This is a genomic window from Aeromonas sp. sif2416 (assembly GCF_019218665.1).
GTDB lineage: Bacteria > Pseudomonadota > Gammaproteobacteria > Enterobacterales > Aeromonadaceae > Aeromonas > Aeromonas encheleia.
This window is the reverse complement of sequence record NZ_JAHUXC010000002.1, coordinates 1-25,547: the sequence shown is the minus strand read 5'-3', so window position 1 is coordinate 25,547 and position 25,547 is coordinate 1. Positions and strand designations below refer to the sequence as shown.

Sequence of the window (25,547 nt, the reverse complement as noted above, 5' to 3'; positions counted from 1 at the left end):
CCACGCAGTACCCGCCACGCTGAAAAACAAAAAGCCCCATCATGGGGCTTTTTGTATTGGTGCGGCGGCCTGTGCTTGTGCGACAACCGGTGCAGCCCTTATGCGCGGGCGGGCAGATCCCGCCGCAGCGCCAATATCAGCAAGGCCAATATGGCAAATGGCGGGAACAGACAAAGCAGCACGCACAGGAAGGTGATCAGCACGGGATGCTGGCTCTTGCGGCGCGCCAGCCGCCATGCCACGACACCGACAAGGATCATCAGCAGCAGGGCGAACAGCACAAACAGGTTGGCATTGAGGGTCATGAAAGCTCCTTTTTCATGGCAAAGGCACACTCTATCGCCACCGAGCCCCCAGACAAGTCCCCAATCTGATGGCCTCGACCTCGGTCGATAGGCTTTTCCTATTTAGCTTATAGATGAGAATAGTTTTCATTTGATGTAGCTCTGGGTGATACTGCACTCATCGCCAGAGGAGACACCATCATGAAAAAGACCATCAGCTTCGCCGTTCTGCACTTCAGTGTCGCCTTCACCGTGGCTTACCTGCTGACCGGCGAACTGCTGACCGCCAGCCTGATCGCCCTGATCGAACCCGCCGTCAACACTGTCGCCTTCTACTTCCACGATCGCGCCTGGCACAGAGCCAAACCCGATCACAGCCTGCAGGCCAAGACCAGCAGCTTCGCCCTGGTGCACTTCTCGGTGGCCTTCGCCGTCGCCTACCTGCTGAGCGGTGAGCTGCTGACCGGCGGCGTGATGGCGTTGATCGAGCCTGCCATCAACACCGTCGTCTTCTTCTTCCACGAACGGCTGTGGCGCGCCCGCCAGCAACTGGCACTGGCATAAGGGGGGGACGACCAGCCCTTCCCCTTCACGAGCGGCTATAGCAGCCGCCAAACCCTGGTGCTGGCCTAAAAGAGGCCGGCAAAACCGGCCCCATGAGTCCAATGAGGGGCATAGCCCCCTCCCACAGACCCGCGACGCCGGCACTCCCCTTGCCATAGCGACTCATTATTTGATCCCGCCCAGAAATCCATCACCTTGCCCTTCCCCTCCGCGCCACCCTCGCTAACATACCCGAATGGCAATATATGCCTCGTTGGAGTCACCCATGAGCCACGCCATCCCCCAAGCGCAGCCAAATAGCAGCACACTGGAAGCTGACATTCAGGGGCGGTAGCTTGCCTAAAAGCGGTAGCCAGCAAGCAGAGCGGTTTCTTGTCCAAAAATTTCTGAGTGGAGGCTGTGCATGGAAACGCAAACACTGCATCGGGGTCGTCTGATCGACCACATTCAGCTGGTGGTAAAGGACTTGGCCGCCAGCCAGCGCTTTTACAGGGCCACTCTGGCCGCCCTCGATATTCCACTGGGTGGCACGGGTGAGGGTTACTTCTGGGCTGACGAGCTGTTTGTCACTTCAATCGACAGCCCGGCTGCGCTTGGGGTGCTGACCGGTCGTCATCATCTCGCCTTTCAGGCGCAAGACAGAGCCATGGTGGAGCGCTTCTACCAGGCGGCGCTGGCCCACGGCGGCCAGGACAACGGTGCCCCCGGCGAGCGGGTCTATCACCCCGGCTACTACGCCGCCTTTGTCCTCGACCCGGACGGCAATAATATCGAAGCTGTGTATCACGGCGAGGCAACGCGTAGTGCTGAGTCGGTGGAAATTCGGTTTTAGAAAAAGAATGGAGCTCAAGTGATATAGCCCCCACCATGGCGCAACGAGGTGACTACGACTCGTTAAAAATTATGACGCTCTAATTTTATTTTTATGCGTCGTAATGATATAGCCAAAAGAGGAAGCCAAGTAAATAAGGACAGGCATAGAGGCAAGCTGGCATATGATGATTTCAAATAACTTTTCCGTAACGGTGATAAAGTCGTTACGGAGTTATATGGAAGGCTCGACTATCGAATTAGCACCACCCTCCATCTAATCACTATCAAATGTCGCCCACTCCAAATTATTGAGCGGGTACTGTAAATTTACTAAGGTGACTAGTATAGATTGAACGATATGTAGGCTTTATAAACTCTAAGTCCAAAATGTATTGTTCATACTTGGTTATCAAAACATCCAAAATATTACTAACAGTTTCTGTTCGCTCCCTGAGTACATCAGTTCGGTGTCTTTCACCAATGATGTCCGCTGATATTCTCCCATGTGCCACTGCATTTCTGTTATCGACAACTTCATTAAGTGCAACTTTCAAACTACCATCTACATCCTCAATTGTGGAAATACCAAAGCACTTTAGTAAATTATCAACGGTCTCGAACCATATATTTTGTAGGCTAGCCGAAAAAAATGATTCGTTAATTTTTGCCTCTTCTAAACTACACATAGTCGTAAACAAGTCATGAGACTTTAGCCAAGCGTTGTCTTTTGTTGCAGATTTATATGACATCATTTTTGCACTCAAAGAGATGGTATTGAACTCTGCTATGTAGTGCTCGTACTTAACTTTGAAACCAGAAATTATCAATAAAACACGCTCGATAATTTCATTCGTTGTCTTTTCTAGAGCACTATACAAGTGGACATAGTAAAGCCCTCTTTGAATCTTATTTATATCGTCAGCTACATCACCTTGAGATATATGAAACAAATTCGTAGATACTGGCTTTAATCTATTTATTTTGTTCCGTTTCACTCTACTCAGCGGCATTTTTTAGAGCTCTTGTAACAAGTTCAAGACGTTGCTTCAGCATGAAGCGGCTGTTAGTTGCGCCAGTTGTGTATTTTTTCAGTTTTGGGTCATTTAGAAGCCCTGGCAATACATCAGCATTTAACTCTTGTTGACTGTGCAGCGCTAAAGCCGAGCCTACAGAAATTGCTTCATAAAGAACAATTGGGGTTATGTTTACGCGAACTCCACGAACTATACCTTGTGGTAAATGATCAGCAAGGAAGTCAAATGTTCTTTTAAATACACTTTCTAATTCGCTGCGATCTTTAAAATTCTCAGTCTTAAATGACATATAGTCGTTTAAGAAGCCTTTTACGCTATGTACAAACTTGTCGGGACATTGGTAGTAAGCAAAAAATTTAAGGACTAGCTCTTCATAGTTACCTTTTCTTTCTGCAGAATCCGTCATTTTCACTACATTTCTGAAGCTAGGGTACGTAGAAAGCTCTTTAAGAAAATCATTGAATGGCCCCAAGAAGATACAGTTTCTAATTTCTTGTTCATGCAAAGTTACACCGCCCGTATTTAGGCGCTCAAAAAGGTCATATCGAACAGATAGGTCGCTGCGGTCATTCAATACCGTAATACGAATTGGTCTAGTTAAAAACATGAGCCGCATAGATGATGGTAAGTCATGGAAACTCAACTTATTCATAGCATCTAGTTTATCTAAAGACTTCAGTACTAGCTTTTTATAGCTGACTTTTGCCTCTACTAAATCTTCAGGGGTGCCAATAAAGTTGATGATGGTTGTCAACCGTTGGAGTCCGTCGATCACTTCCCAAGTTGCATCACGGTTGGTAGCCATGAATAGGCTAGGTACCGGAATTCCGAGATATATAGATTCTATTAGTGCAGATTGCCTTTCATCATCCCATACAAAATGTCGTTGATACTCAGGTGAAATATCTATTTCCCCTTGTAACACCATTGAATATAACTGCCTAACTGTGATGTCGTAGCTATCGAATGCTACTGTTCTGCGGTTTTCATCTAGTTGGTCTTGAATTTTGATGCTGTCCACGAGAAACCTTTATCTTTTCAATGTTATGTGACGAATTGTAACTCAAATTTTTTCTCTAGTCCTACAGATGGCAAGCAAAAATTGCTAGCCCGTAGGTTCGAATAGCGGAGCGTATTCGAACAGTCGCGAATAAAAACATCGCACTGGTAGCCGAATGATAATCAAGCGTCCTTCCCAACGATCATTCTGCCGCGATCGTCTGATGACGCTTTGCTCATCAGACCGACAAAAGAGATATTTCCCCCCTTCTTTCGGGTCGGAAAATCCCCTTGGAGTGCCTTTTTCGGCCACCTAGTGGCCCTGTCTGGCTCGCCGGGGCCATCATAAGTTGGATTTATGGGTTTTCCGTAGATGACCACATTTTCTCTTATTAGTGGTGATCATCAGTCCACAAGCGCCTGTTGCGGCCCCATAACTGAGCCACTCAGCCATATCCCACTCCTGCGGCATGCCAGGGACGTGGCGATGCCGTCACAGAGCCACTCCCTTATCCTCCCTGCTATTCTCCCTGCGTCGCGCCAAGGGCGCCCCCCTCCCCCTGGGGATGCATTCCCCCCTGCCACTGGCCTATAGTGAGCCCCTACTCGAACAATCTTTGCGAGCAGCAAGATGTATATCGGCGAATTTGCCCGGCTGGCGGGCTCCACACCCAAGGCAGTCCGTCTCTACGAGCAGCTCGGGCTGCTGCCCGAGCCCAGGCGGCGCGGCAAGTATCGCGTCTACCGGGCTGAGGATCTGGAGTGGGTCGGCTTTATTCGCCAAGCCCAGCAGCTCGGCTGCAAGCTGAGCGAGCTTGTCCCCTTGCTGGCGGGCCTCACCAGTCTCGCCGAGTTTCCCTGGCAGAAGGTGGAGCAGCTTGTGGCGGGCAAGCTGGCGCAGATAGAGGCAGAGGTGGCCAAGCTGCAAGGGCAGCACCAGGCCTTGAGCCAGTGCGCCGCGCTGCTGGCGCAGCACCCCTGCCGCTATGGCACCCCCGTTCAGATCGAGCCGCTCCCACAGGCTGAGCAAGGGCTTGCAGGACGGGCGCACAAGGTGGCTTGACTCTGTCCCATGGGACAAGGGGTCTAATGGTGGCTCACTTCATCAGGAGCCACGCCATGACACCCAAGCTGCTTATCATCAACGGCAACCCCAAACCCGACAGTCTCTGCCATGCCCTGGCCAGGGAGTATGCCCGCAGCGCCGAGGAGGGCGGCGCAGAAGTCACCCTGCATCACGTGGGGGAGCTCGCCTTCGAGCCGGATCTGCACCATGGCTATGACGAGGCGCAGCCCCTCGAGCCCGATCTGCTGGCATTGCAGCAGAGCCTGAAGCAGGCCCAGCATCTGGTGATCGTCGCCCCCCTCTGGTGGGGCCATCTGCCGGCCCGGCTCAAGGGCTTGCTGGATCGCACTTTGCTCTCCGGCTTCGCCTTCCAATATGTCAAGGGCAAGGCCCTTCCCGAGCGCCTGCTCGCCGGCAAGACGGCGCGCCTGCTGCTCACCATGGACAGCCCGCTCTGGTACTACCGCTGGTGGCTGGGCTCCCCCGTCGAGCGTACCCTCGACAAGCCCGTGCTGGGGCTCTGTGGCATCAGGCTGACCCATCGCCAGCATCTGGGGCCTGTCCATACCGCCAGCGAGCGGGTGCGACAGCGCTGGCTGGGCCGGGCGGCGGCCGCGGCCCGCCGTGATGCGCAGAGGCTGGTGCGGCGACTCACATAAGCAAAGGCCACGGCAGCCTGTCTGCCGTGGCCCTGATGACGGGTGTTGTCGGCAACGGGGTCCAGAGAGACGGGCAAGCTTGCCTGGGGTGAAAAAGTCCTCGGCGGCCCGGCGCCCTTGTGTTGTAGTAAGTGGGAATCCCCTCTTGCTGGAGCCTTTCCGATGAACAAGATGTTGCTTGGCACCCTCTCCCTGATGCCGCTGTTGGCCAGTGCCGCCACCCCCTCCTTCGACTGCGCCAAGGCCCACGGCACCACCGAGCAGCTTATCTGCCAGGATGCCGGGCTGGCTGCGCTGGATAACCAGCTCGCGACCCTCTATCCCAAGGCGATGAGCAACCTCTCGGCCGAACAGGCGAAGACCGAGAAGGCGATGCAGCGCGGCTGGATCAAGGGCCGCAACGAGTGCTGGAAAGACACGGATCCGCGCAAGTGCATCGACGCCAGCTATCAGACTCGCATCACCGAGCTGCAGATCAAGGGCGGCCAGTTGGTGGTGCCCTCCCCCGTGCTCTATCAATGTGGCGACAAGCTGAGGCTGACCACCTACTTCTACCAAGACGCCAAGATCCCCGCCGCCGTCATCAATCTGGACCCGGATCAGCAGGTGCTGGCGCTCGGCGTCCCCGTTGCCAGCGGTGCCCGCTACGAGGGGCAAAACCTCAGCCTCCTGACCAAGGGCAAGGACGCCACCCTGGAGCGTTACGGCGAGCCACCCCTGCAATGCCAGGCGCAGGGCAAGGCCAGCGCCGAGTAAAATACATTCATAAAAAAGCCCCGCGATGCGGGGCTTTTTTCATTCAGCGTGCTTGATTCAGCGTGCAATGACCGGCTCGCCCACCGCATCCGGCGAGGTCTGGAACTCACGCTCTGCCTCGTCGAAGCGATCCAGCATGGCCTTGGAGGGCGCCTTGTCCAGCAGGCTGAACACCAGGATCGCCAGACCGGAGAAGGCAAAGCCCGGGATGATTTCATACAGCCCCAGCCAACCGAACTGCTTCCAGACGATGACGGTCAGGGCACCGACCAGCATGCCGGCCAGGGCGCCGTTGCGGGTCATCCGCGACCAGAGCACCGAGAGCAGCACCACGGGACCGAAGGCGGCACCGAAGCCGGCCCAGGCGTAGCTCACCAGCCCCAGCACCCGGTTCTCCGGGTTCACGGCCACGGCGATGGCGATGAGGGAGATGACCAGCACCATGGCGCGGCCGACCCACACCAGCTCTTTCTGGGAGGCATTCTTGCGCAGGAAGGGCTTGTAGAGATCTTCAGTGATGGCGCTGGAGCAAACCAGCAACTGACAGCTCAGCGTGCTCATCACCGCCGCCAGAATGGCGGAGAGCAGCACGCCGGCAATCCAGGGGTTGAACAGTATCTTGGAGAGCTCGATGAAGACCCGCTCCGGGTTGGCGGTGACGCCGGCAGCCTGCTCCGTGAAGGTGGAGAAGTAGGCCAGGCCGAAGAAGCCGATGGCCACGGCGCCGCCGAGGCAGAGCACCATCCAGGTCATGCTGATGCGACGGGCGCTGGCCATGGAGTGGTGGGAGTCCGCCGCCATGAAGCGCGCCAGTATGTGGGGCTGGCCGAAGTAGCCCAGGCCCCAGGCCATCAGCGAGATGATGGCGATGAAGTCCAGATTCTTGAACATATCGAGGTTGCTGGCATTCTGCGCCGCCACCTGCACCATGGCGGTGTCGATGCCGCCGACGGCGATGATGACGAACACCGGGGTCAGGATCAGGGCGAAGATCATCAGGGTGGCCTGCACCGTATCTGTCCAGCTCACCGCGAGGAAGCCGCCGAAGAAGGTGTAGCTGATGGTGGCCGCGGCGCCGACCCAAAGGGCGGTGTCATAGCTCATGCCGAAGGTGCTCTCGAACAGGCGGGCCCCCGCCACCACGCCGGAGGCGCAGTAGATGGTGAAGAACAGCAGGATCACCAGGGCGGAGAGGATGCGCAGCACCCGGCTCTTGTCCTCGAAGCGGTAGGTGAAGTAGTCCGGCAGGGTCAGGGCGTTGCGGTTCTTCTCGGTGTGAACCCGCAGCCGACCGGCCACCCAGCGCCAGTTGAAGTAGGCGCCTATGGTGAGGCCGATGGCGATCCAGCTCTCGGAGATGCCGCCGATGAAGACGGCGCCCGGCAAGCCCATCAAGAGCCAGCCACTCATGTCGGAGGCCCCGGCGGAGAGCGCTGTGACCCAGCTGCCCATACGGCGGCCGCCGAGAATGTAATCGTCAAAGTTGCGGGTGGCGCGATAGGCGATGAAGCCGATCAGGACCATACCCAGGATATACACCAGGAAGGTGATAAGCATTGGGGTGCTAGCTGTCATGCAAAACTCCGTTATGTGACTCTTGTACCCGTTCTCACGACGGGCTCTTCCTTAAAAACCGGCCTAGAGTAATCAGCAGATACACTAAGCTCAACTGTTTTTAACAAATAAAAAACACAATGAAAACGTTTCACCCTTAACTAAGCAACTACTCAAGGATGAATTAGCCGAATATTCTGCCACTGCAGCAACGACTTATCCTGACTGTCAGCTTGCTCGGCGCCACAAAAAAGCCCCGGCCTGGGCCGGGGCTCGATATCGATGACGGCAGGCTCAACGACTGATGGCGATGGGCATGCCGCTGCGCTGTTCCAGCGCCTGCTTGATCAGCTGGGAATCGCTGTCGGCATGGGCGATGAAGCGGGTCACCGCCGGGGTGATGGGCAGCGGGGCCGGCAGGCTGGAGTTGAACTCCTCCTGACTGCGGGACAGCGGCTGGTGCACTTCCAGATAGCGGCGGCCATCAGGCTCGACCGAGGCCTTGATCGGCTGGTTCACGAACTGCACCCGGGTACCGACCGGTACCTGCTTGAACAGGTATTCGATGTCTTCGTTGCGCAGGCGCACGCAGCCGTGGCTCACCCGCAGACCGATGCCGAACTGGGCATTGGTGCCGTGGATGGCGTACATCTTGCCGATGTAGAGCGCGAACAGCCCCATGGGGTTGTCCGGGCCGGCCGGCCAGACCGCCGGCAGGGGCTCGCCACGGGCGGCATACTCGGCGTGCATCTTGGCGGTCGGGGTCCAGGTCGGGCCCGCCTTCTTGCGCTGCACACTGGTCACCCAGTTCTCAGGGGTATCGGTGCCGAGCTGGCCTATGCCGATGGGCAGCACTTGCACCACCTGCTTGCCCTTGGGGTAGTAGTAGAGGCGCATTTCGGCCACGTTCAGCACTATCCCCTCGCGCGGGGCATCCGGCAGGATCAGCTGGTGGGGCACGATCAGCGTCTCGCCGGCCTGCAGCAGCAGCGGATCCGCCTTGGGGTTGGCCTCGAGCATGTTGGTCAATCCCAGCTGGAACTTGGCCGCGACCGCTTCCAGGGGCTGGCCCGCCTCTTCTACCGGCACCACGTATTCCAGATTTTCACCCACCAGGCGGCTGTTGGCCGCAGGCAGGGCATATTCGACAGCAAGCGCAGGCGTGGCGGTCAGGACGAGGCTGCAGCACAGCATGGCCGCAGTTTTGTGGAGGAGCTTCATAACTTTCCTGTGATGAATGGGGTGATTCGAGACTCTGGGCCCGGCCGGGATAGGCGGTGCCATCCCGGGGCGAAGAGAAGGCCGCCATTTTTCTCCTCTGCGGGCAAAAATTCAACCGGCAAATGGGCTTATCCGCGCAGGATTGTCAGCCCCGCGCGCTCCCCGTAGACCCTAGCCGTTGCCGGTGGCAGCGCCTTGCCAGGCACGCATGTCGTAACCTGTGGGCGATTGATGCAATCTCAGGTGGAATTGCCCAATAATGGCAAATATATGGTCGAAAATATCGGCCTGGATCCCCTCATAGTCTGCCCAGGCGGTGGTCGCGGTGAAGCAGTAGATCTCAAGGGGGATCCCCTCGCTGGTCGGTGCCAACTGGCGCACCATCAGCGTCATGTCCTTGCGAATGCTGGGATTGGCCCGCAAGTAGGCATCCAGATAGGCGCGCAGGGTGCCGAGGTTGGTGAGGTGGCGGCCATTGATGGGGCAGCTGATCGCATCGCTGAGCTGCTGGTTGTAGCTGCTCAGCTCCTGCTCCTTGCGGCTGAGATAGGGGGCCAGCAATTTGGCCTGCTTGAGTTGCAGCTGCTCGTCTGCGGTCAGGAAGCGCACGCTGGTCATGTCGATGTTGACGCTGCGCTTGATGCGGCGGCCACCGGATTCGGTCATGCCCTGCCAGTTCTTGAAGGAGTCGGAGATCAGTGCATAGGTGGGGATGGTGGTGATGGTCTTGTCCCAGTTCGACACCTTGACCGTGGTGAGACCGATGTCGATCACCTCGCCGTCGGCGCCGTACTTGTCCATCTGCAGCCAGTCACCGACGCTCAGCATGCGGTTGGCCGAGAGCTGGATCCCCGCCACCAGGCCGAGGATGGGGTCCTTGAACACCAACATCAGCACCGCGGTCATGGCCCCCAGACCGCTGAACAGGAACAGCGGTGACTTGCCGAGCAGCAGGGCGATCATCAGGATGCCCACCAGGATGCTGCCTACCAGCTTGACCCCCTGGAAGATGCCGCGCAGGGGCAGATCCCGTCCCAGCCGGGTGTAGCGGCTCAGGGACAACATGCAGTCGAGCAGGGCAAACAGGGAGAGCAGCAGGAACAGCAGGATCCAGAGCTGGGCCAGCATCTCGATCAGTTGTAGGCTGTCCGAGGCCTTGGGCAGCCAGATCTCGGCCTGACCGAGCAGCACGGCCCCCTGCAGCACCAGGGCGAGCCGGTAGAACAGCCGCTGTTGCAGCTGGGGTGGCAGCCACATCTGCTTGGTCTTGCCGAGCAGCCCCACCAGGCGCACCAGCAGGATGCGGTGCAGCACCAGGTGCAGCAGCAGCGAGGTGAGGACGATGAAGCCCAGGGCGATCACCAGTGCCATCAGGTTGCTGACCTCGACCCCCATGCCGGTTAACCAGTGAAAAAATGTCTCCTTCATCCCTACCTCCGCTACGTGAAACTGCCGTCAGGGTACGTATCTGCCACCTCATGTCAAATGACAAGCCGCTCAATCGGCGCCAGAAACGACAACGCCCGGCACGGGCCGGGCGTTGATTCAGCGCGAGGGGGCCTTAGCCGACCAGGCTCAGGGCATCGCGGGCGATGACCAGCTCTTCGTTGGTGGGCATCACCAGCGCCAGGCGGCTGCCTTCGGTGGTGATGGGACCCTCACCGCCCAGCACGGCGGCGTTGTTGGCGTCCTTGTCGACCTTGAAGCCGAACAGCGCCAGCCGCTCCAGCACCATCTCGCGCACCATGGCGGCGTTCTCACCTATGCCACCGGTGAACACCAGGGCGTCGAGGCGACCGTCCATGGCGGCGGCATAGGCGCCGACGTACTTGGCCACCCGGTAGGTGAAGACATCCAGCGCCCGCTTGGCACCGGCGTCGGTGGCATAGTTGGTGGTGACATAGCGGCAGTCGCTGCTCACCTCGGTCAGGCCCAGCAGGCCGGACTCGCGGGTGAGGCAGTGGTTGATCTGATCCACGCTGTAACCGAGCTGGTCGTGCATGAAGAAGACCACGGCAGGATCGATGTCGCCACTGCGGGTGCCCATCGCCAGCCCTTCCAGCGGGGTCAGCCCCATGGAGGTGTCGACGGATTCGCCGTTCTTGATGGCACAGACGGAGGCGCCGTTGCCCAGGTGGCAGTTGATGATGTTCAGCTCGGACAGCGGCTTGCCCAGCGCCTTGGCGGTCTCTTCGGCGATGAAGCGGTGGGAGGTGCCGTGGGCGCCGTAGCGACGGATGGCATGCTCCTCATAGAGCTTGTACGGCAGCGCGTAGAGATAGGCCTCTTGCGGCAGGGTCTGGTGGAAGGCGGTGTCGAACACGGCCACGTTCTTCTCGGCCAGGGCCGGGAAGACCTTGAGCGCGGCACGGATGCCGATGAGGTGAGCCGGGTTGTGCAGCGGCGCGAACGGGATGGCGGCCTCGATACCGGCGATCACGCCGTCATCGATGCGCACTGAGCGGGAGAACTGCTCGCCACCGTGTACGATGCGGTGACCTATGGCCACCAACTGCTCGGCGAGGGTAGGATCCAGGGGCAGGATCTGGGTCACGATATGGTCGAGGGCGGCCTGGTGAGCGGCACCCGCTCCCAGCATGGCTTCACCCTTGACCCCATGGAGTTTCCATTTGATACGTGCATCATCCAGATTGAAACATTCGGCCAGGCCGGACAGCATGTCCTCACCTGTTTCAGCGTCCATTACGGCAAATTTCAGGGAAGAGCTACCGCAGTTAAGGATCAATACCAACTTGCTCATGTTCTACATCTTCCTGTGCTTCGGCTTTACGCCGACAGTGTCGTGTCATCCAACATGGATGGGATTCCCCTGCCGGGGGCTTTATGGTCGCAGGAGGGTGCGCCCAATTTTTCAATGCAGTGAGTGCCGGCTACAGGCTCTGGCGCACTCATCGAGTCTTCAATGTGGGACCAGCCACCGTTCATCCGAAACGGCCTCGTCGTGGGCGGGAGCCTAAACCCCCGCGCTGCTGACTAACATCCGGTCAGCAGATCTTTATGAACCTTGACCACCAGTTTCTTCACCGGGCTCGGGGTGGTAAGGGTACAGAGAGGGCGATGCAGTTCTCCCGGCCAGAAGATGGCAAAGTCGCCGGGCTGCAACGCCAGATAACTGGTCTGTTCGTCTGCGACGAACCAGAGATCGGGATGGGGGTGATCGGCACCGTCGTTCCGGTAGGCATGGGGGCCCACGCCGATCCACTCCGCACCACGCAACAGCAGCTGGATATCCAGATACTGCTCATGAAACTCGCCACGACGGGCCGCAACCGGCTCGGTCGGCTCCTCGCTCACCAGACAGAACAGCCGCAGGCCATCGATCTCGCGCTTGCCAAGCGGGGCATCCCGCCAGTGCGCCACATCTTTCACCACCTCGGCCATGATGCGAGCCAGCGGGGCGGGCAAGGGGGTGCGTTGCAAGGTATCCAGACTGCCGGTGATCATGAGATGCGCATCCTTAGGTGTATCCGTGGTCTATCTTTGTCTACCAATGAAAAAGGACCCGTTAAAGGTCCTTGTCTAGCGCCGTCTGCCATCCATGCAGACCGAGAAGAGTATGAGTCATCTCGTTGACGTTGGGTCACTGTTGCACAGTCGCCCGCTCATTGCCAAGAGATACCCGCTCATTCACCAGATGATCGTACCAGCTGAAACAATATTATTCACTAGTCGATTGCCGCCAACTTTGACCAGACGCAAAAACGGGAGCATCAGCTCCCGTTTTTTCGCACCATCGGTGTCATTCAAACCTTGTTGGCGTTCTCAACCGGCTTCGCATACATGGCACGCCAGAGGGCCTTGTGCTCTTCTGGCACCTCCGACTGGCGGGTCAAGAAGGCTGTCTGCTCTATGGTGCTGGCCTTGCCGGGCACATCGGCGGCCAGATAGTTGCCGGGGAAGAGACGGTAGCTGCTCCAGATCGCCTTGTCGATCAGCGCCGCCAGCTCGTCCGGATCGCTGAAGCCCTCGGTGATGGGGGCGCCGAAGGATACATGTACCCGCCCCTTCTGGCCGACGATGCCGGCGACTATGCTCTCGATATCCTCGAACTCGCCCTTCTCGTAGCTACCGTTGACCGACTTCTCGTACAGCTCGCGTGCCTTGGCCTTGTCGGTGGGATCCACCTCGTAGCTGATGCTGACCGGCACTATGTTGAGGCTGCGCATGTAGTCGACGAAGTCCAGCTTCTGCTTCTTGCCGTCCACGTAGAACATCTTGAGGATGGCCGGATCCGTCTTGTCGTCGCCGTTCTTGGCGCGCCCTTCCTTCTGGGCGATCCAGATGGAGTGGCCTTCGTGCACCGACTGGCCGATGTAGGCCGACAGCTCGCCGAGGGCCTTCATCATCTCCCGCGGCCCCTTGGCGGAGCGCTTGACGATGAAGCTCTTGTTGAGCTTCATCAGCTCGGTGGCGCAGGGCTTGCGCAACAGGTTGTCACCGATGGCGATGCGCACGGTGTCGAAACCGTGGGTGTGCAGCCCCCAGTTGACGAACGCCGGATCCATGGCGATGTCTCTGTGGTTGGAGACAAACAGATAGCCCTGCTCCTTCTTCAGGTGCTCGAGACCGGAGAAGGTCACGCCTTGGGTGGAGGTGGCGATCATGCGGGCCATGTAGCGGGTGACCCCCAACTGTACCTGACGAACCGTGGTGACCTTGGCCCACTTGTGGCGCAGGAACTGGCGGATCAGCGGGCGAATGGCCCAACCCAGCCAGCTCATCAGGGAGCCGAAACGGTACTTGGCGATGGCGCCGATAAACTCATCATCCTGGATCAGCCGCTCGATGGCAGCCGGCACTTCATCATCGCGATAGGGGCGAATATCCGCGAATCTATCTACTTCTGTCACAATGTCAGCCTTGCAAGTATGGAGTCGCGGCCAGCTGCTGCTGACCGGGAAAATTCAGGGCGCAATTTTACACGCTTTTATGGTCAGGGGTATGAGATGCGCACAGATAGTGCCGGCTTATCGTGAAAAAGCCGTCGCAATCACATCTGGTACGACCAATTGGAACCACTGCGCGGGTTGATTGACCAACATGTGGCTGACCATGGCAATGCCGGCCACACACCTGTCTATCCCGCCGGGTTGATCAGCGCGGTGAGGACATGATCCTCCCAGCGGCCGTTGATCATCAGGTAATCCCGGGCGTACCCCTCCCGCTCGAAGCCGAGACGCTCGAGCAAAGCGCCACTGCGCTGGTTGATTGACCGATATGTAGCTGGCCACACTGCTGGCTAGCCCGCCGGGTTGATCAGCGCGGTGAGGACATGATCCTCCCAGCGGCCGTTGATCATCAGGTAATCCCGGGCGTATCCCTCTCGCTCGAAGCCGAGGCGATCGAGCAGGGCACCGCTGCGCCGGTTCGCGGGCATGTAACTGGCCATGATGCGGTGCAGTCCATGCTCCCGGAACAGATAGTCGATGGCGGCGGTCAGCACCTCCTGCATCAACCCCTGCCCCTGGTGCTCCTCATCGACGGCGTAACCGAGGTGACAGGCCTTGAACATGCCCATCAGGATGTGGGTGAAGTTGCAGGTGGCGAGCACCCGCTCTCCCCGGGGATCGAGCGCCACCAGTTGCACGGCGCTGCCGTCGAAAAACTGGCCGTAGCCGTCACGCAGGCGGCCGTGCCAATGGCTCAGGGTATAGAAATCCTCGTCGCGCCTTGGCTCCCAGGCCATCAGGTGCGCCCGGTTGCGCTGGTAAAAATCCAGCATCAGGGAGGCCCGCTCCGGGGGCAGTATGGTCAGCTGGCTGCGGGGGGTGACGATATGCGGCAGTACCATCAATGGTCCCTCTGCCTGAGCCAGTCGTCGCGCAGCAGACCGTAGCGGACGTGGTCCACCACCCGATCCGCCAGTCGCTCCGCCCGCCGGGTGATCCCCTCCTGCTGCATGCAGAGCCGCTCACAGACCGCCCGGCTCGGTTCGTTCTCCTGCGCGGCGCTGATCTCCACCTTCTCCATCCCCATCTCCTCGAAGGCGTGATGGATCAAGGCCTGACAGGCCCGGGTGATGATGCCGTTGCCCTGCCAGCGCTCGGCCAGCCAGTAGCCGATGGTGACCTTGGCCAGCGCCTGATCGATCTGGTTGTAGCCGATGACGCCGACCACCTCCCCCTGATACTCGATGGCGGTGGTCAACCCCTCGCCGCGCGCGAACTTCTCGATGGCGTGGCGGATGAAGGTGGCGCTGTCTGCCGGCTGCTGGATAAGCGGCGGCCAGGGCAGCCACTGGGTCAGGTAGTCGCGATTGCGTTGGCACAGGCCAAAGAGCTCGCTGGCCATGTCGGGCTGCAGGAACAAGAGCGCCAATTCGTCATCCAGTTGCCATGAAAACATCCATCCTCCTCCGCTGATGACCATCAGAGGGTCATCCGTGAGCCACTGTAGTCAATCAAGCCATTGTCTGCCAAGGGCTTTCTACACCTTGCACCGACAGGCAATCCCCATATGGACGGGCCCGCTTGGGCCGCCATTTCGCAGGATCCGCATTCACCTCTTTCTTTGGCATAACGCGCCAGCATCCCGTCATTACACGGGATGTAATGGACGCAGCAGTCGATCCTGCTATCCCTTTCTGCTGATCTGTCACATATGACAGGGAGCAATTTAGATCCTGCGCACTAGTGTAGGAACGCCGGGCAACGGACCCGGCCTGTGATCTTCATCGACTTAAGGAAAGACGAGATGAATAAAGTCTATTTGGCCGTGGTACTGGCCTGCTGGGGAAGCGCCGCCTTGGCGGCAGAACAGGTGGAAGTGAATCAGGCTGCGGGCCTTCAGGGGGCACCGAGTGGCGCCGCCGGGGTGAGTGCACTGGCGGGGGATGGCGAGTTTCGTCAGGTCAGGGTCGTCAAACTGCCCAACGGTCAGCAACGGGTGCGCTATGAGCAGACCTGGCACGGCATCCCGGTCTGGGGCCAGGGGCTGGTGGCAGAGCAGTCCCTCGGCGGCCAGGTAAGCCAGGTCTCCGGCCAGATCCTGCGCCAGATCGATACCGACCTGAGCAGCCCCGCCGCCACCCTCTCCCCCGCCGATGCCGCCCTCAAGGCGCGCGCCGGCGCCAAGGGCAGCAACGAGCGGGTCAAGCTGTTCGTGATGCAGGACGAGACCGGTCAGGCCCGTCTGGTCTATCTGGTCTCCTGGCTGGCCGCAAGCGAGCAGCCGAGCCGTCCCTTCGTGGTGATCGATGCCCAGAGCGGCAGCGAGCTCAAGCGCTGGGAGGGGATTAACCACAAGGATGCCACCGGCCCGGGCGGCAACCTCAAGACCGGCAAATACTTCTACGGCTCGGACTTCGGTCCGCTGCTGGTGGATGACAGCTGCCGCATGAGCAGCCCGAACGTGGACACCATCAACCTCAACCACGCCACCTCCGGCGGCAGCGTGCACCAGTTCAGCTGCCCGGAGAACACGGTCAAGGAGATCAACGGCGCCTACTCGCCCCTCAACGACGCCCACTACTTCGGCAACGTGGTGTTTGACATGTACCGCAACTGGTACAACACGGCGCCGCTCAGCTTCAAGCTGAAGATGCGGGTGCACTACAGCCGCAACTACGAGAACGCCTTCTGGGACGGCAGCCAGATGACCTTCGGCGACGGCGCCACCACCTTCTACCCGCTGGTGAGCCTGGACGTGGCCGCCCACGAGGTGAGCCACGGCTTCACCGAGCAGAACTCGGGGCTGGTCTACTCCGGCCAGTCCGGCGGCATCAACGAGGCCTTCTCCGACATGGCGGGGGAAGCGGCCGAGCACTACATGAAGGGCAGCAACGACTGGCTGGTGGGGGCCCAGATCTTCAAGGGCAACGGCTCGCTGCGCTACTTCGAGGATCCGACCCGGGATGGCAGCTCCATCGGCCATGCCAGCGATTACTATGACGGCATCGACGTGCACCACAGCTCAGGGGTCTACAACCGCGCCTTCTACCTGCTGGCCAATAGCAATGGCTGGAGCACCCGCAAGGCATTCGAGGTGTTCGTGCTGGCCAACCGCCTCTACTGGGGCGCCAACACCACCTACGATCAGGGCGCCTGTGGCGTGACCAAGGCTGCCACCGATCTGGGCTACAGCCTGACCGACGTGGCCACCGCCTTCAGCGCGGTCGGCGTCAACGCGAGCTGCGGCACCACACCGCCACCGACCGGCAGCGTGCTGCAAAACGGCGTGCCGGTGACTGGGCTCTCCGCCGCCAAGGGGGGCAAGCTGAGCTACACCATCGAGGTTCCGGCCGGCAAGAGCCAGCTGGTGGTTGCCAGCAGCGGCGGCAGCGGGGATGCGGATCTCTACGTGAAGTTCGGCTCGGCGCCGACCGGCAGCAGCTATGACTGCCGTCCCTACAAGAGCGGCAACGCCGAGACCTGCACCCTGAATTCGCCCAAGGCGGGCACCTGGCATGTGCAGCTCAGTGCCTTCAGCGCCTTCTCCGGAGTGAGTCTCAAGGCCAGCTATTGATGAGCCGTTGAATCTTCATCGACCCTGAGCGCCGGACATGTCCGGCGCTTTTTTATGCGGACTTGCCCGACCAGCGCCGGGCCAGGGTGCGGGCGGCTTCCAGTACCCGCTCCTTCTCCCGGTTCGGTCGCTTGCCGCTGCGCCAGGCCATCATCACGTCCCAGTGATCCGGCGGCAGATCCACCACATCCAGCCGCACCAGGCGACCAAACTCCAGATCCCGGCTGATGGCGAGCGCCGGCATCAGGGTGATGAAGCCGTGCTCCAGCGCCAGCTCCCGCGCCGCACTGGCGGGCTGGATGGCGTGCAGCGGGCTCGCCACCTGGCGCAGCAGCCGCAACTGCAGGATCAGCTCGTCACAGCCGGTGCCCCACTGCTGGGGGGCCAGCCGTTCGTTGGCGATATCCTGTAGGGTCAGCCCCTGGCGTCCCGCCAGCGGGTGGGTGGCACAGGCCACGGCGATGATGGGGGAGCGATAGAGCAGCTCGAGCTGGATGCCCGCGATGGCGGGACACTTGAGGATGAAGCCGACGTCGGTCTCGCCGGTCAGCAGCTGCTGCATGATGATGCCGGAGTGATCCGTGTTGCAGCGGATCTCGAACGCCTCATCCACCAGGGCCAGCAGCAGCGGGCCGAACATCACAGTCGTCAGCGAGGGCAGGCAGGAGAGCCTGATCCGCGGCAGGGCCGGCGCCCCCTGCATCGCGAGACGGCCGCTTTCCAGTGCGCTCAGGGCCGCGCTCGCGGCAGGCAGAAACTGCTCGCAGGCCGGGGTCGGGGTGGCGCCACGGCGATGGCGGCGAAACAGCGGCTGTCCCAGCTCCTGCTCCAGCACGGCGATCCGCTGGCTGACCATGGGTTGTGACCAGCCGCGAATGGCCGCCACCTTGCTGAAGCTGCCACGGTTGACCACATCCAGCAGTAATTGCAAATCATCGAGCGTCATAGCCATAACCAAATCCAATATGAAATATAGCCAGTTGTCGGCTACCACTATATCTGGCCCCCTCCCAGAATAGCAGTATCAATTGTCATGATATGGCAGATCGCCAGCGAGTCAGGGACTTATCTCCGTCCTTGGCTCTGTTTGGTGACGGCGCCATTCAGGCAGTGAACACACATCCAATAATGTTATCGATGCAAGCTGGGGTTTGAGTGTCATGGTAGAGCGGGCGAGGCGGTTGGGGCGGTGGTTCTTGGCATTGGATTCCCTCTTGGTGATCCTGGGATTTTTCGTGGTGATGCCCATGATCAGCCTGCGGTTTGTGGATCAACTTGGCTGGGCGGCCGGGCTGGTCGGGCTGGCGCTGGGGCTGCGTCAGCTGACCCAGCAGGGGCTCGGCGTGCTGGGGGGCTCCCTCGCTGACAAGTTCGGCGCCCGCCCGCTCATCGTCGGCGGCATGCTGCTGCGGGCGGCCGGTTTTGCCAGCCTGGCCTATGCCCAGAGCGGGCTGGATCTCATCCTCTCCTGCATCCTCTCCGGGCTCGGCGGCTGCCTGTTCGATCCGCCCCGCGCCGCCCTGGTGATCAAGTTCACCCGCCCTCACGAACGGGGTCGCTACATCTCGCTGCTGATGATGCTGGAGAGCGCCGGCGCCGTGGCCGGGGCCCTGCTCGGCAGTTGGCTGCTCAACTTCGATTTTGAATATGTCTGCCTGCTGGGAGCCGGCCTGTTTGTCTGCGCGGCGCTGTGCAACTTATTGATCCTGCCCCCCTACAAGCTCTCCCAGCGGCCGACCCCGATCCGGGCCGGTCTCGGTCAGGTGCTGGCGGACAAGGCATTCTGCCGGCTGGTGCTGATCCTGAGCGGCTACTACGCGCTCTGGGTGCAGGTGATGCTGATCTTCCCCATCCTGGTCAAACAGATGGCGGGCAGCACCACGGCGGTCGGCTGGATGTATACCCTGGAGACGGCCATCTCCCTGGCCCTGCTCTACCCGCTTGCCCGCTACGGCGAGCGCCACTTCAAGCTGGAGAGCCGGCTGATGGCGGGGGTACTGCTGATGACCGCCGGCATCGGGCTGGTGGCCTTTGCCACCACCCTGCCCGCCGTCTTCATGCTGCTGGCCTGCTTCTACCTCGGCATCGTCATCGCCGAGCCGGCCCGGGAGACGCTCATGACCAAGCTGGCGCAACCCGGTGCCCGTGGCAGTTACATGGGATTCAGCCGGCTGGGGCTCGCCCTCGGTGGCATGACCGGCTATGTCGGCGGCGGCGCCCTGCACGACTACGCCAATGCCCAGGGGCAACCCTGGCTGCCCTGGCTGGTGCTGGGCACCGTCGGGATCACCACCTTCCTGCTGTTGGTGAACTGCTTCCAGCGTGACTCTCGCCTGGCCCACGTCAATGCCTGAGCGGCTCCCCGGATAAAACACTCCCGGTCCTGACACACAAGGCGCCGGCTCCTCTGAGCCGGCGCCTTGTTTTTATCCCGCGATACGACGACAGAGACGAGCCACTCGCCTCCCCGCTCTCTCCCTGTTTAGTGAATGCCTCATGGGCTGACCGAATTGCACCCATAAAAGAAGCGGCAGATTGCTCTGCCGCTTCTTAGCGCTACAAGATATCCCAGACAGGCGTTAGTGCTTGTCGATCTCCAGCAGATGGTTGCTCAGCATGTAGTCGATGACTTGCCCGGAGGTGGAAGCAGAGCCACCGGTCAGGCTGTCGAAGGTATGGTTCGTCAGCACTATCTCCTGGGTGACCGGGGCAGTGCTGCTCTCTTTGACCTGCAGATGCACCCCTTCGTTGTCCTGGAAGACCGAGAGCAGGCCCTTCAGTGAGCTCTCCGTCTTGCTGCCATCGTGGTCCAGCAGATCGCTCAGATCCAGCTTGTCCCCCTCCGCCTTGGAGAAGTCGACGACGTAATCCTTGGCTACCGTGCCTGCCGTGGTGTCGCCCTGCATCCAGCTGAAGGTATCGGCACCCGCATCCCCCTTCAGGATGTCGTTGCCAAGTCCCCCGGTCAGGATGTCGTTGCCCAGACCGCCGCTGAGGCTGTCGTCGCCGACGCCACCGTACAGAGCGTCGTTGCCGCTGCCACCTGAGAGATGGTCATTGCCCAGACCGCCAAACAAGGTATCGTCACCGGCCCCACCGAACAGGATGTCATTGCCGGCCCCACCGTCCAGAATATCGTTGCCACCCTGACCGAACAGGATGTCGTTGCCATCCCCCCCGATCAGCATATCCGCCTTGTCATTGCTGGAGGATTGATCAAATTCGGCGGCATGACCCTGGATGTAACTGTGTACATCGGCATCCAGCACATCCGTGCGGCCAAGCTGACCCGCCACATAGCTCTTGATGGCCTCATAGCCTTCCCCCTGGATCCCGGCGAAGTGCACCGCATCACCGAACAGGATATCATCGCCAGCCCCGCCATCGAACTTGTCGGCCCCTGGCAGGTTGTTGATGGAGGTGCCCAGGATGGCATTGGCCAAATCGTTGGCCGACACGTTGGACTGCACAATCTGGTCGCTATCGAACTGTTTCAGGGTAGCGATAGAGACATTGCTGCCAATACCGATGGCCTGCAAGATCACGTCATTGGCCGCCAGCAGTGGCAACACGGCCAGCGCATTCTGCAATGCCCAATAATTGTCGTTGTAAGAAGTGGAGATCTCGAAGGTGCCATCACCCTGGGCACGCAGAGTACCGATAGGAGTGGAGCTCCATTTGCCATTGCCATGATTGCCGTTGCTGCTGTATGACCATTGGTAGACTTTGCCGCTCGCATCAATCAGCAACCTGTTTTCACCGCCGATGTTGGCGTAGAAGGCCTCTCCCTTAACGTAATTGTTGACGTTGACGAACGCATCGAGCCCTTCGTTTGTCTTCGTATTGACGATCGGATTCAGTTTTTCATAATCGAAATAGGTGCTAGGTGCCCCATCGGTGATGAAATAGGTCAGATTCTTGGCGTTGGTATTGTTCTTGGCCACATCGCTGTTGAACCAGTTGGATGTGGTCTTGAGCACATCCTCATAGTTGGTCGCGCCGCCGTTCCAATAACTGCCATCCATGCTATCGATGACAGCCTGCAACTTGGTCAAGGCGTTGGGGTCTTTCAGATCCACGCTGATCGACTGATTGGCCTGGGAATCAAAGTCCACCAGGAACAGATTGACCTTGCCCGCCCCCTCGGTACCCGCGCTGGCCTTGAGGGTAGCGAACACCTGAGTCAGCTGTAACTTCATGGTTTCCATGGCGCTGGTGCCGATACTGCCGGAGCTGTCGACCATGAAGGCGATGTTGTAGTTCTGGCCCGGCAGCACCACGCTGCCATCCAGATCGCCGACCACTATGTTGTGCTCTCTGCCATAGGTCCGGTTCTGGTCGCCCGGCTCCCCTTCGGTAGTAGCGAAGTAGCTCAGGCGGATGCTGTCGTCATCGGTGGCCGTGCTGATCTGGTCAGTGCCCGCCTCCTTGGAGATAGCCTCGACCCGCAGATCGACCTGGCCGGCCTCGGCACCCGGCACCCGCAGGGTCATCCCGCCCAGTTTCACATCGAGCGCACCCGCACTCCACAGACCGCTACCGGCAGCAAGGGTGATCTTGCCGTCGGCCCCGGCGGTGCCCAGCAGTTGGTTATTGTGATAGAGCTGGGCGCCCTGCGGCATGCCGCTCAGCACCAGGCTGTCGAACACCTCGCTGCCATCGCGATCCGTGAGGGAGGCATTGATCTCAACCGGATAATCGACCACGGTCGGTGGCACCAGAGTCAGCTCCCCCGTGCTCTGATCAATCCGGTAGATGCCATCGTCGAATTGCACATACTCGATGCTGTGCAGCGCCTTGGTCACCCCGGCGCCATGCTCGTTCACGCTGAAATCGAACCAGCGATCGTTGGTCGAATAACCCGTGCCCTTCTGAATGACATAGTCGGCGCGGTTGCCTGACAGCACGGCGATGTCATCCCCGACATCACCATAGAGCCCATCATGGCCAAGGCCCGCGACCAGGATGTCATTGCCGGTGCCGCCGTAGAGAGAGTCGCCCTGTACCGCGTTACCACCAACCAGCACATCATTCCCGCCCATGCCATACAGCAGGTCACCGCCCCCTTTGTTGCTCACCAGATAGTCATTCTTGCCATCAGCGCCATAGACTGAATCCTGACCGCTATTGGCATCATACTTGGGAGCGCCAACGCCCAGGGCACTGCCATTGATGGCACCGGACTGGAAGCTGCTCGTGCTGATCCCCGAACTAGGGAAGCCCTGATAAAGCGGTATGCCATTGCCCGTGAGGCTGATGTCGACCGTCGGCTTGTCGGCCACGGCCGTCACATCGATCACCAGCTTGCCACCATTGCTGAGGTTGGCACCGTCGCTGATCTGGAAGTCGAAGCTGGCATAGTCCCCATGCAGGTTGCCGGTATCGGCCCCATGGCCATTGGCGGCGCTGGAGCTCGACTCGTTGGCCCCAGGCACGAAACGCAGGTGGCCGCTGTCGATGTCGGCATGGGAGATGAGATCCCCCGCCTTCACGGCAATCCATTGGCCGGCCGCATTGAGGTACTCCAGCTTGCCATTGAGCGGCAGCGTGCCGATCTTCACGCCGAGATCGCCGGCGGCCTGATCGTCAGTGGCGCCAAATTGAGCCCACTTCAGTACCTGCGGCTGATCTTCCGCCCCGACGCTGTGACCACCCACGGTGGTCGGTGCCCGATCGTTGTCGATGATGGTGCCGATGCCGTTCTGGCCACCCACAGTCACCGTCAGCGTTTCGTTCGACTCGACCAGACGATCATCCACCGTCGGGATGGTCACGGTGAAGCCGGAGACCCCGGCCGGTACAGTGAGCTTGCCGGTGGAGCTGTCGTAGGTCACCCCATTGCTGAACTGGGCGCGACTCCAATCGAGGCCGGATGCCGGATGACCGCCACTGCCATTGATGGCGAAATCATACTGGGTCGTTTCCTGAGTCTGGTCAGACAGAGTCACTGTGTGATGCAGGCTGCCCCCCTCAGTCACGCTGTCGGCCGAGACCGACTGCACGATAGGCGTGAACAGCGGCTTGGTGGCGAAGGAGCCGGTGCTGGCGTCGCCATCCGCATCCACCGCCTTGAACTGGAAGTCGATATCCCCATCGCCTAACGGCTTGGACATGTTCTGATACTGGAAGAACTCCCACTTGCCGGTGGCCGGAGTGAACTCCAGACGGAATACCAGGGTGCCATCGCTGGTTTTGCCGACCAGGGTATTGGGCGACTCCATGGAGGTGGTGATCGACTGACCCGTGGCGGTGGTCAAGCCGGTTTCGGACGAACCAAGCAGCTGCAGGTGCCCCTGGCCGTCCGCACCCCACTGCGGGGCCACGGTGCCGGAGCCATAGGCGATGGCCTGTTCCGTGGTAGAGCCGAGGAACTCGATACTCTTCACGGTGAAGTCACTGTTGTCGGAGTAGGTATTGTTACCGTTGTTGGTGGCCTTGATCACCATGGTATCGAAGCCACCCTGCTGCACCTGGAAGTTCCCGGCATAGTCGCCGCCAGCGGCGTTGGAGCTGAAGGTCTGGGTGCCGATCAGCTTGCCGTCACGGTAGAACTCGACCACACCGCTCTCCAGCTCGCCACCAAACATCTGGCTGAACTTGATATTGACGCCATAGGCGACGGTGCCCGGATCCAGCTTGACGATCAACTCTTCGGAAGCGGAAGTTCCGTTAGCGAAGTGGCGGAAATCGATCTCGTTGGCGAGATTGAGGTTCGGCGCCGCCACGCTGGAGACCCCCAGCCCGTAGTAAGTACCATTGACATTGGCATCGATCAGGTCTGAGTTGGTCGCCGAGGTAAAGCCCTTGGCGGTGATGGTAAAGCCAGCCATATCCAGGCTCAGCTTGTTGCCGCTGTATCTGGTCAAGTCAAACAACCCGGTCAGGGGGTTAGGAATATCTGTCTTGGTCACCGCCACGGCGGCGGCATCCCCGGCGATGGGGGCATCATCCTCGACGGTGACATCCAGCTTGCCGGTGGTGGTGCCATGCCCATCGGATACCTTGACGTCCAGCTGGAATGACAGCTTGTCTTCCAGGGTAGTATCAGCATGATCGAGCGGCCCCTTGAGGGTCAGATCATAAGCCCAGTCACCCTTGCCGCTGCCATTTGGCGCGGTGAGAGTAACCTCGACCACCTCGTTGTAATCGCCAGTTCCCAAGGTGCCGGTATAGCCGACCAGCGTCTTGCTGCCGGCATCCCAGTTCCAGTGAACCTCCGCACCGCCGGAGGTTAGCCCTGCGGGTCCGCCCAGGGAGATATCAAGCGTGCCGCTGTCCACGTCACCGACGGACAGGGTGCCGGACATGCTGGTGCCATCCGTGGTATCCGAGTTGCCGGTCGTGTCGGCGATCCCGTTTGCCAGACCCTCTTCGGACACCACGGCCCCATTGGAAATGGCCAGGGTAGGCAGATCGTTGGTGCCATTGATGGTGATAGTCACGGTGTGCTCGGTGCCGTCGGCACTGTGCACGGTGAAGGTCTCGACCTTGGTCTCGCCCTCTTTCAGGTACTGCACGTCGCCGTTGGCCACGTTGTAGGTCCACTTGCCATCTGTGGTGATGGTCAGGCTGCCCAGTGCGTTGGCACTCGGGGTGCCCATACCCGGCTTGAACTCGGCCTCGTCGGCCCCGTCCACGTCGGTCACGCTCAGGCTGCCAGTTTCGGTCAGGTTACCGCTGACCACGTTCAGGTCTTCGGTCACCGCACCGCTGCCATCACCCACAATCACCGCACCGTCATTGACGCCGGTGATGGTGATGGTCACGGTGTGGCTGGTGCCATCCAGGCTCTGTACGGTGAAGGTCTCGACCTTGGTCTCGCCCGCGCCCAGGTACTGCACCTTGCTGTTGGCGACCTCATAGCTCCACTTGCCAGCCGCATCGATCTCCAGCTGACCCAGGGCGCCGGCACTCGGCGCGCCCACACCCGGCTTGAACACGGCCTCGTCGGCCCCGTCCACGTCGGTCACGCTCAGGCTACCGGTCTCGGTCAGGTTACCGCTGACCACGTTCAGGTCTTCGGTCACCGCACCGCTGTCATCACCCTTGATCTCGGCACCGTCATTGACGCCGGTGATGGTGATGGTCACGGTGTGGCTGGTGCCATCCAGGC

20 protein-coding genes are annotated in these 25,547 nt (G+C 59.9%); 7 read left to right on the top strand and 13 right to left on the bottom strand.

Annotated features, from left to right (window positions below; all coding sequences use genetic code 11):
• Positions 1-98 precede the first annotated feature (98 nt).
• The gene (locus KW821_RS03450; RefSeq protein ID WP_218290461.1) at positions 99-305 is read right to left on the bottom strand and encodes a hypothetical protein; all 207 of its coding nucleotides are present in this window, start codon (positions 303-305) and stop codon (positions 99-101) included.
• A 180-nt stretch (positions 306-485) separates the two neighbouring features.
• Between KW821_RS03450 and KW821_RS03445 the strand changes: the two genes are divergently transcribed.
• Both KW821_RS03445 and KW821_RS03440 read left to right on the top strand, forming a co-directional pair.
• Complete coding sequence (locus tag KW821_RS03445; RefSeq protein ID WP_042651652.1) at positions 486-848, top strand: DUF2061 domain-containing protein; 363 nt, start codon at positions 486-488, stop codon at positions 846-848.
• Between the two features lie 403 nt (positions 849-1,251).
• A complete protein-coding gene (locus KW821_RS03440; protein WP_218290460.1) occupies positions 1,252-1,680 on the top strand; it encodes a VOC family protein in 429 nt (142 codons plus the stop codon).
• Positions 1,681-1,966: 286 nt separating this feature from the next.
• Here KW821_RS03440 and KW821_RS03435 read toward each other — a convergent pair whose 3' ends face one another.
• A complete protein-coding gene (locus tag KW821_RS03435; protein ID WP_218290459.1) occupies positions 1,967-2,671 on the bottom strand; it encodes an MAE_28990/MAE_18760 family HEPN-like nuclease in 705 nt (234 codons plus the stop codon).
• A complete protein-coding gene (locus tag KW821_RS03430) occupies positions 2,658-3,716 on the bottom strand; it encodes a DUF262 domain-containing protein (protein WP_218290458.1) in 1,059 nt (352 codons plus the stop codon). Before KW821_RS03430 ends, KW821_RS03435 begins: the two co-directional genes overlap by 14 nt.
• 609 nt (positions 3,717-4,325) lie before the next feature.
• Here KW821_RS03430 and KW821_RS03425 point away from each other — a divergent pair.
• The 3 genes from KW821_RS03425 (at position 4,326) to KW821_RS03415 (ending at position 6,175) form a co-directional block, all read left to right on the top strand.
• On the top strand, positions 4,326-4,757 hold the full coding sequence (locus tag KW821_RS03425; protein WP_218290457.1) for a MerR family transcriptional regulator: 432 nt from the start codon (positions 4,326-4,328) through the stop codon (positions 4,755-4,757).
• Between the two features lie 56 nt (positions 4,758-4,813).
• The gene (locus KW821_RS03420; protein ID WP_218290456.1) at positions 4,814-5,419 is read left to right on the top strand and encodes an NAD(P)H-dependent oxidoreductase; all 606 of its coding nucleotides are present in this window, start codon (positions 4,814-4,816) and stop codon (positions 5,417-5,419) included.
• Positions 5,420-5,581: 162 nt separating this feature from the next.
• Positions 5,582-6,175 (top strand): MliC family protein, encoded by a 594-nt coding sequence (locus KW821_RS03415; RefSeq protein ID WP_218290455.1) that lies wholly within the window; start codon positions 5,582-5,584, stop codon positions 6,173-6,175.
• A gap of 57 nt (positions 6,176-6,232) precedes the next feature.
• On the opposite strand, the gene putP is transcribed toward KW821_RS03415, so the two are convergent.
• The 8 genes from putP to KW821_RS03370 form a co-directional block, all read right to left on the bottom strand.
• The gene (putP, locus tag KW821_RS03410) at positions 6,233-7,750 is read right to left on the bottom strand and encodes a sodium/proline symporter PutP (protein ID WP_218290454.1); all 1,518 of its coding nucleotides are present in this window, start codon (positions 7,748-7,750) and stop codon (positions 6,233-6,235) included.
• A gap of 273 nt (positions 7,751-8,023) precedes the next feature.
• On the bottom strand, positions 8,024-8,950 hold the full coding sequence (locus KW821_RS03405) for a L,D-transpeptidase family protein (RefSeq protein WP_218290453.1): 927 nt from the start codon (positions 8,948-8,950) through the stop codon (positions 8,024-8,026).
• Between the two features lie 171 nt (positions 8,951-9,121).
• The gene (locus tag KW821_RS03400) at positions 9,122-10,378 is read right to left on the bottom strand and encodes a mechanosensitive ion channel family protein (protein ID WP_218290452.1); all 1,257 of its coding nucleotides are present in this window, start codon (positions 10,376-10,378) and stop codon (positions 9,122-9,124) included.
• Positions 10,379-10,511: 133 nt separating this feature from the next.
• Entirely contained in the window at positions 10,512-11,711 is a 1,200-nt protein-coding gene (locus tag KW821_RS03395; protein ID WP_218290451.1) for an acetate kinase, read from the bottom strand.
• Positions 11,712-11,944: 233 nt separating this feature from the next.
• Positions 11,945-12,415, bottom strand: coding sequence for a YhcH/YjgK/YiaL family protein (locus KW821_RS03390; RefSeq protein WP_218290450.1), 471 nt, complete (start codon positions 12,413-12,415; stop codon positions 11,945-11,947).
• A 299-nt stretch (positions 12,416-12,714) separates the two neighbouring features.
• A complete protein-coding gene (locus KW821_RS03385; RefSeq protein WP_042651643.1) occupies positions 12,715-13,821 on the bottom strand; it encodes a 1-acyl-sn-glycerol-3-phosphate acyltransferase in 1,107 nt (368 codons plus the stop codon).
• Between the two features lie 389 nt (positions 13,822-14,210).
• Positions 14,211-14,762 (bottom strand): ribosomal protein S5-alanine N-acetyltransferase, encoded by a 552-nt coding sequence (rimJ, locus tag KW821_RS03375; RefSeq protein ID WP_218290449.1) that lies wholly within the window; start codon positions 14,760-14,762, stop codon positions 14,211-14,213.
• Positions 14,762-15,316 (bottom strand): GNAT family N-acetyltransferase, encoded by a 555-nt coding sequence (locus tag KW821_RS03370; RefSeq protein ID WP_218290448.1) that lies wholly within the window; start codon positions 15,314-15,316, stop codon positions 14,762-14,764. The genes rimJ and KW821_RS03370 overlap by 1 nt, the downstream gene beginning before the upstream one ends.
• Positions 15,317-15,664: 348 nt before the next feature.
• Between KW821_RS03370 and KW821_RS03365 the strand changes: the two genes are divergently transcribed.
• Entirely contained in the window at positions 15,665-17,434 is a 1,770-nt protein-coding gene (locus KW821_RS03365; RefSeq protein WP_218290447.1) for a M4 family metallopeptidase, read from the top strand.
• 52 nt (positions 17,435-17,486) lie between these two features.
• Here KW821_RS03365 and KW821_RS03360 read toward each other — a convergent pair whose 3' ends face one another.
• Positions 17,487-18,386: a LysR family transcriptional regulator gene (locus tag KW821_RS03360; RefSeq protein ID WP_218290446.1), complete on the bottom strand. Its 900-nt coding sequence runs from the start codon at positions 18,384-18,386 to the stop codon at positions 17,487-17,489.
• Between the two features lie 208 nt (positions 18,387-18,594).
• On the opposite strand from KW821_RS03360, the gene mdtH reads away from it, so the two are divergent.
• Positions 18,595-19,788, top strand: a complete 1,194-nt coding sequence (mdtH, locus tag KW821_RS03355; RefSeq protein WP_218290807.1) for a multidrug efflux MFS transporter MdtH — start codon at positions 18,595-18,597, stop codon at positions 19,786-19,788.
• Between the two features lie 225 nt (positions 19,789-20,013).
• On the opposite strand, the gene KW821_RS03350 is transcribed toward mdtH, so the two are convergent.
• Positions 20,014-25,547: VCBS domain-containing protein (locus tag KW821_RS03350; protein WP_256353310.1), on the bottom strand; the 5,534-nt coding region annotated here is incomplete at its 5' end.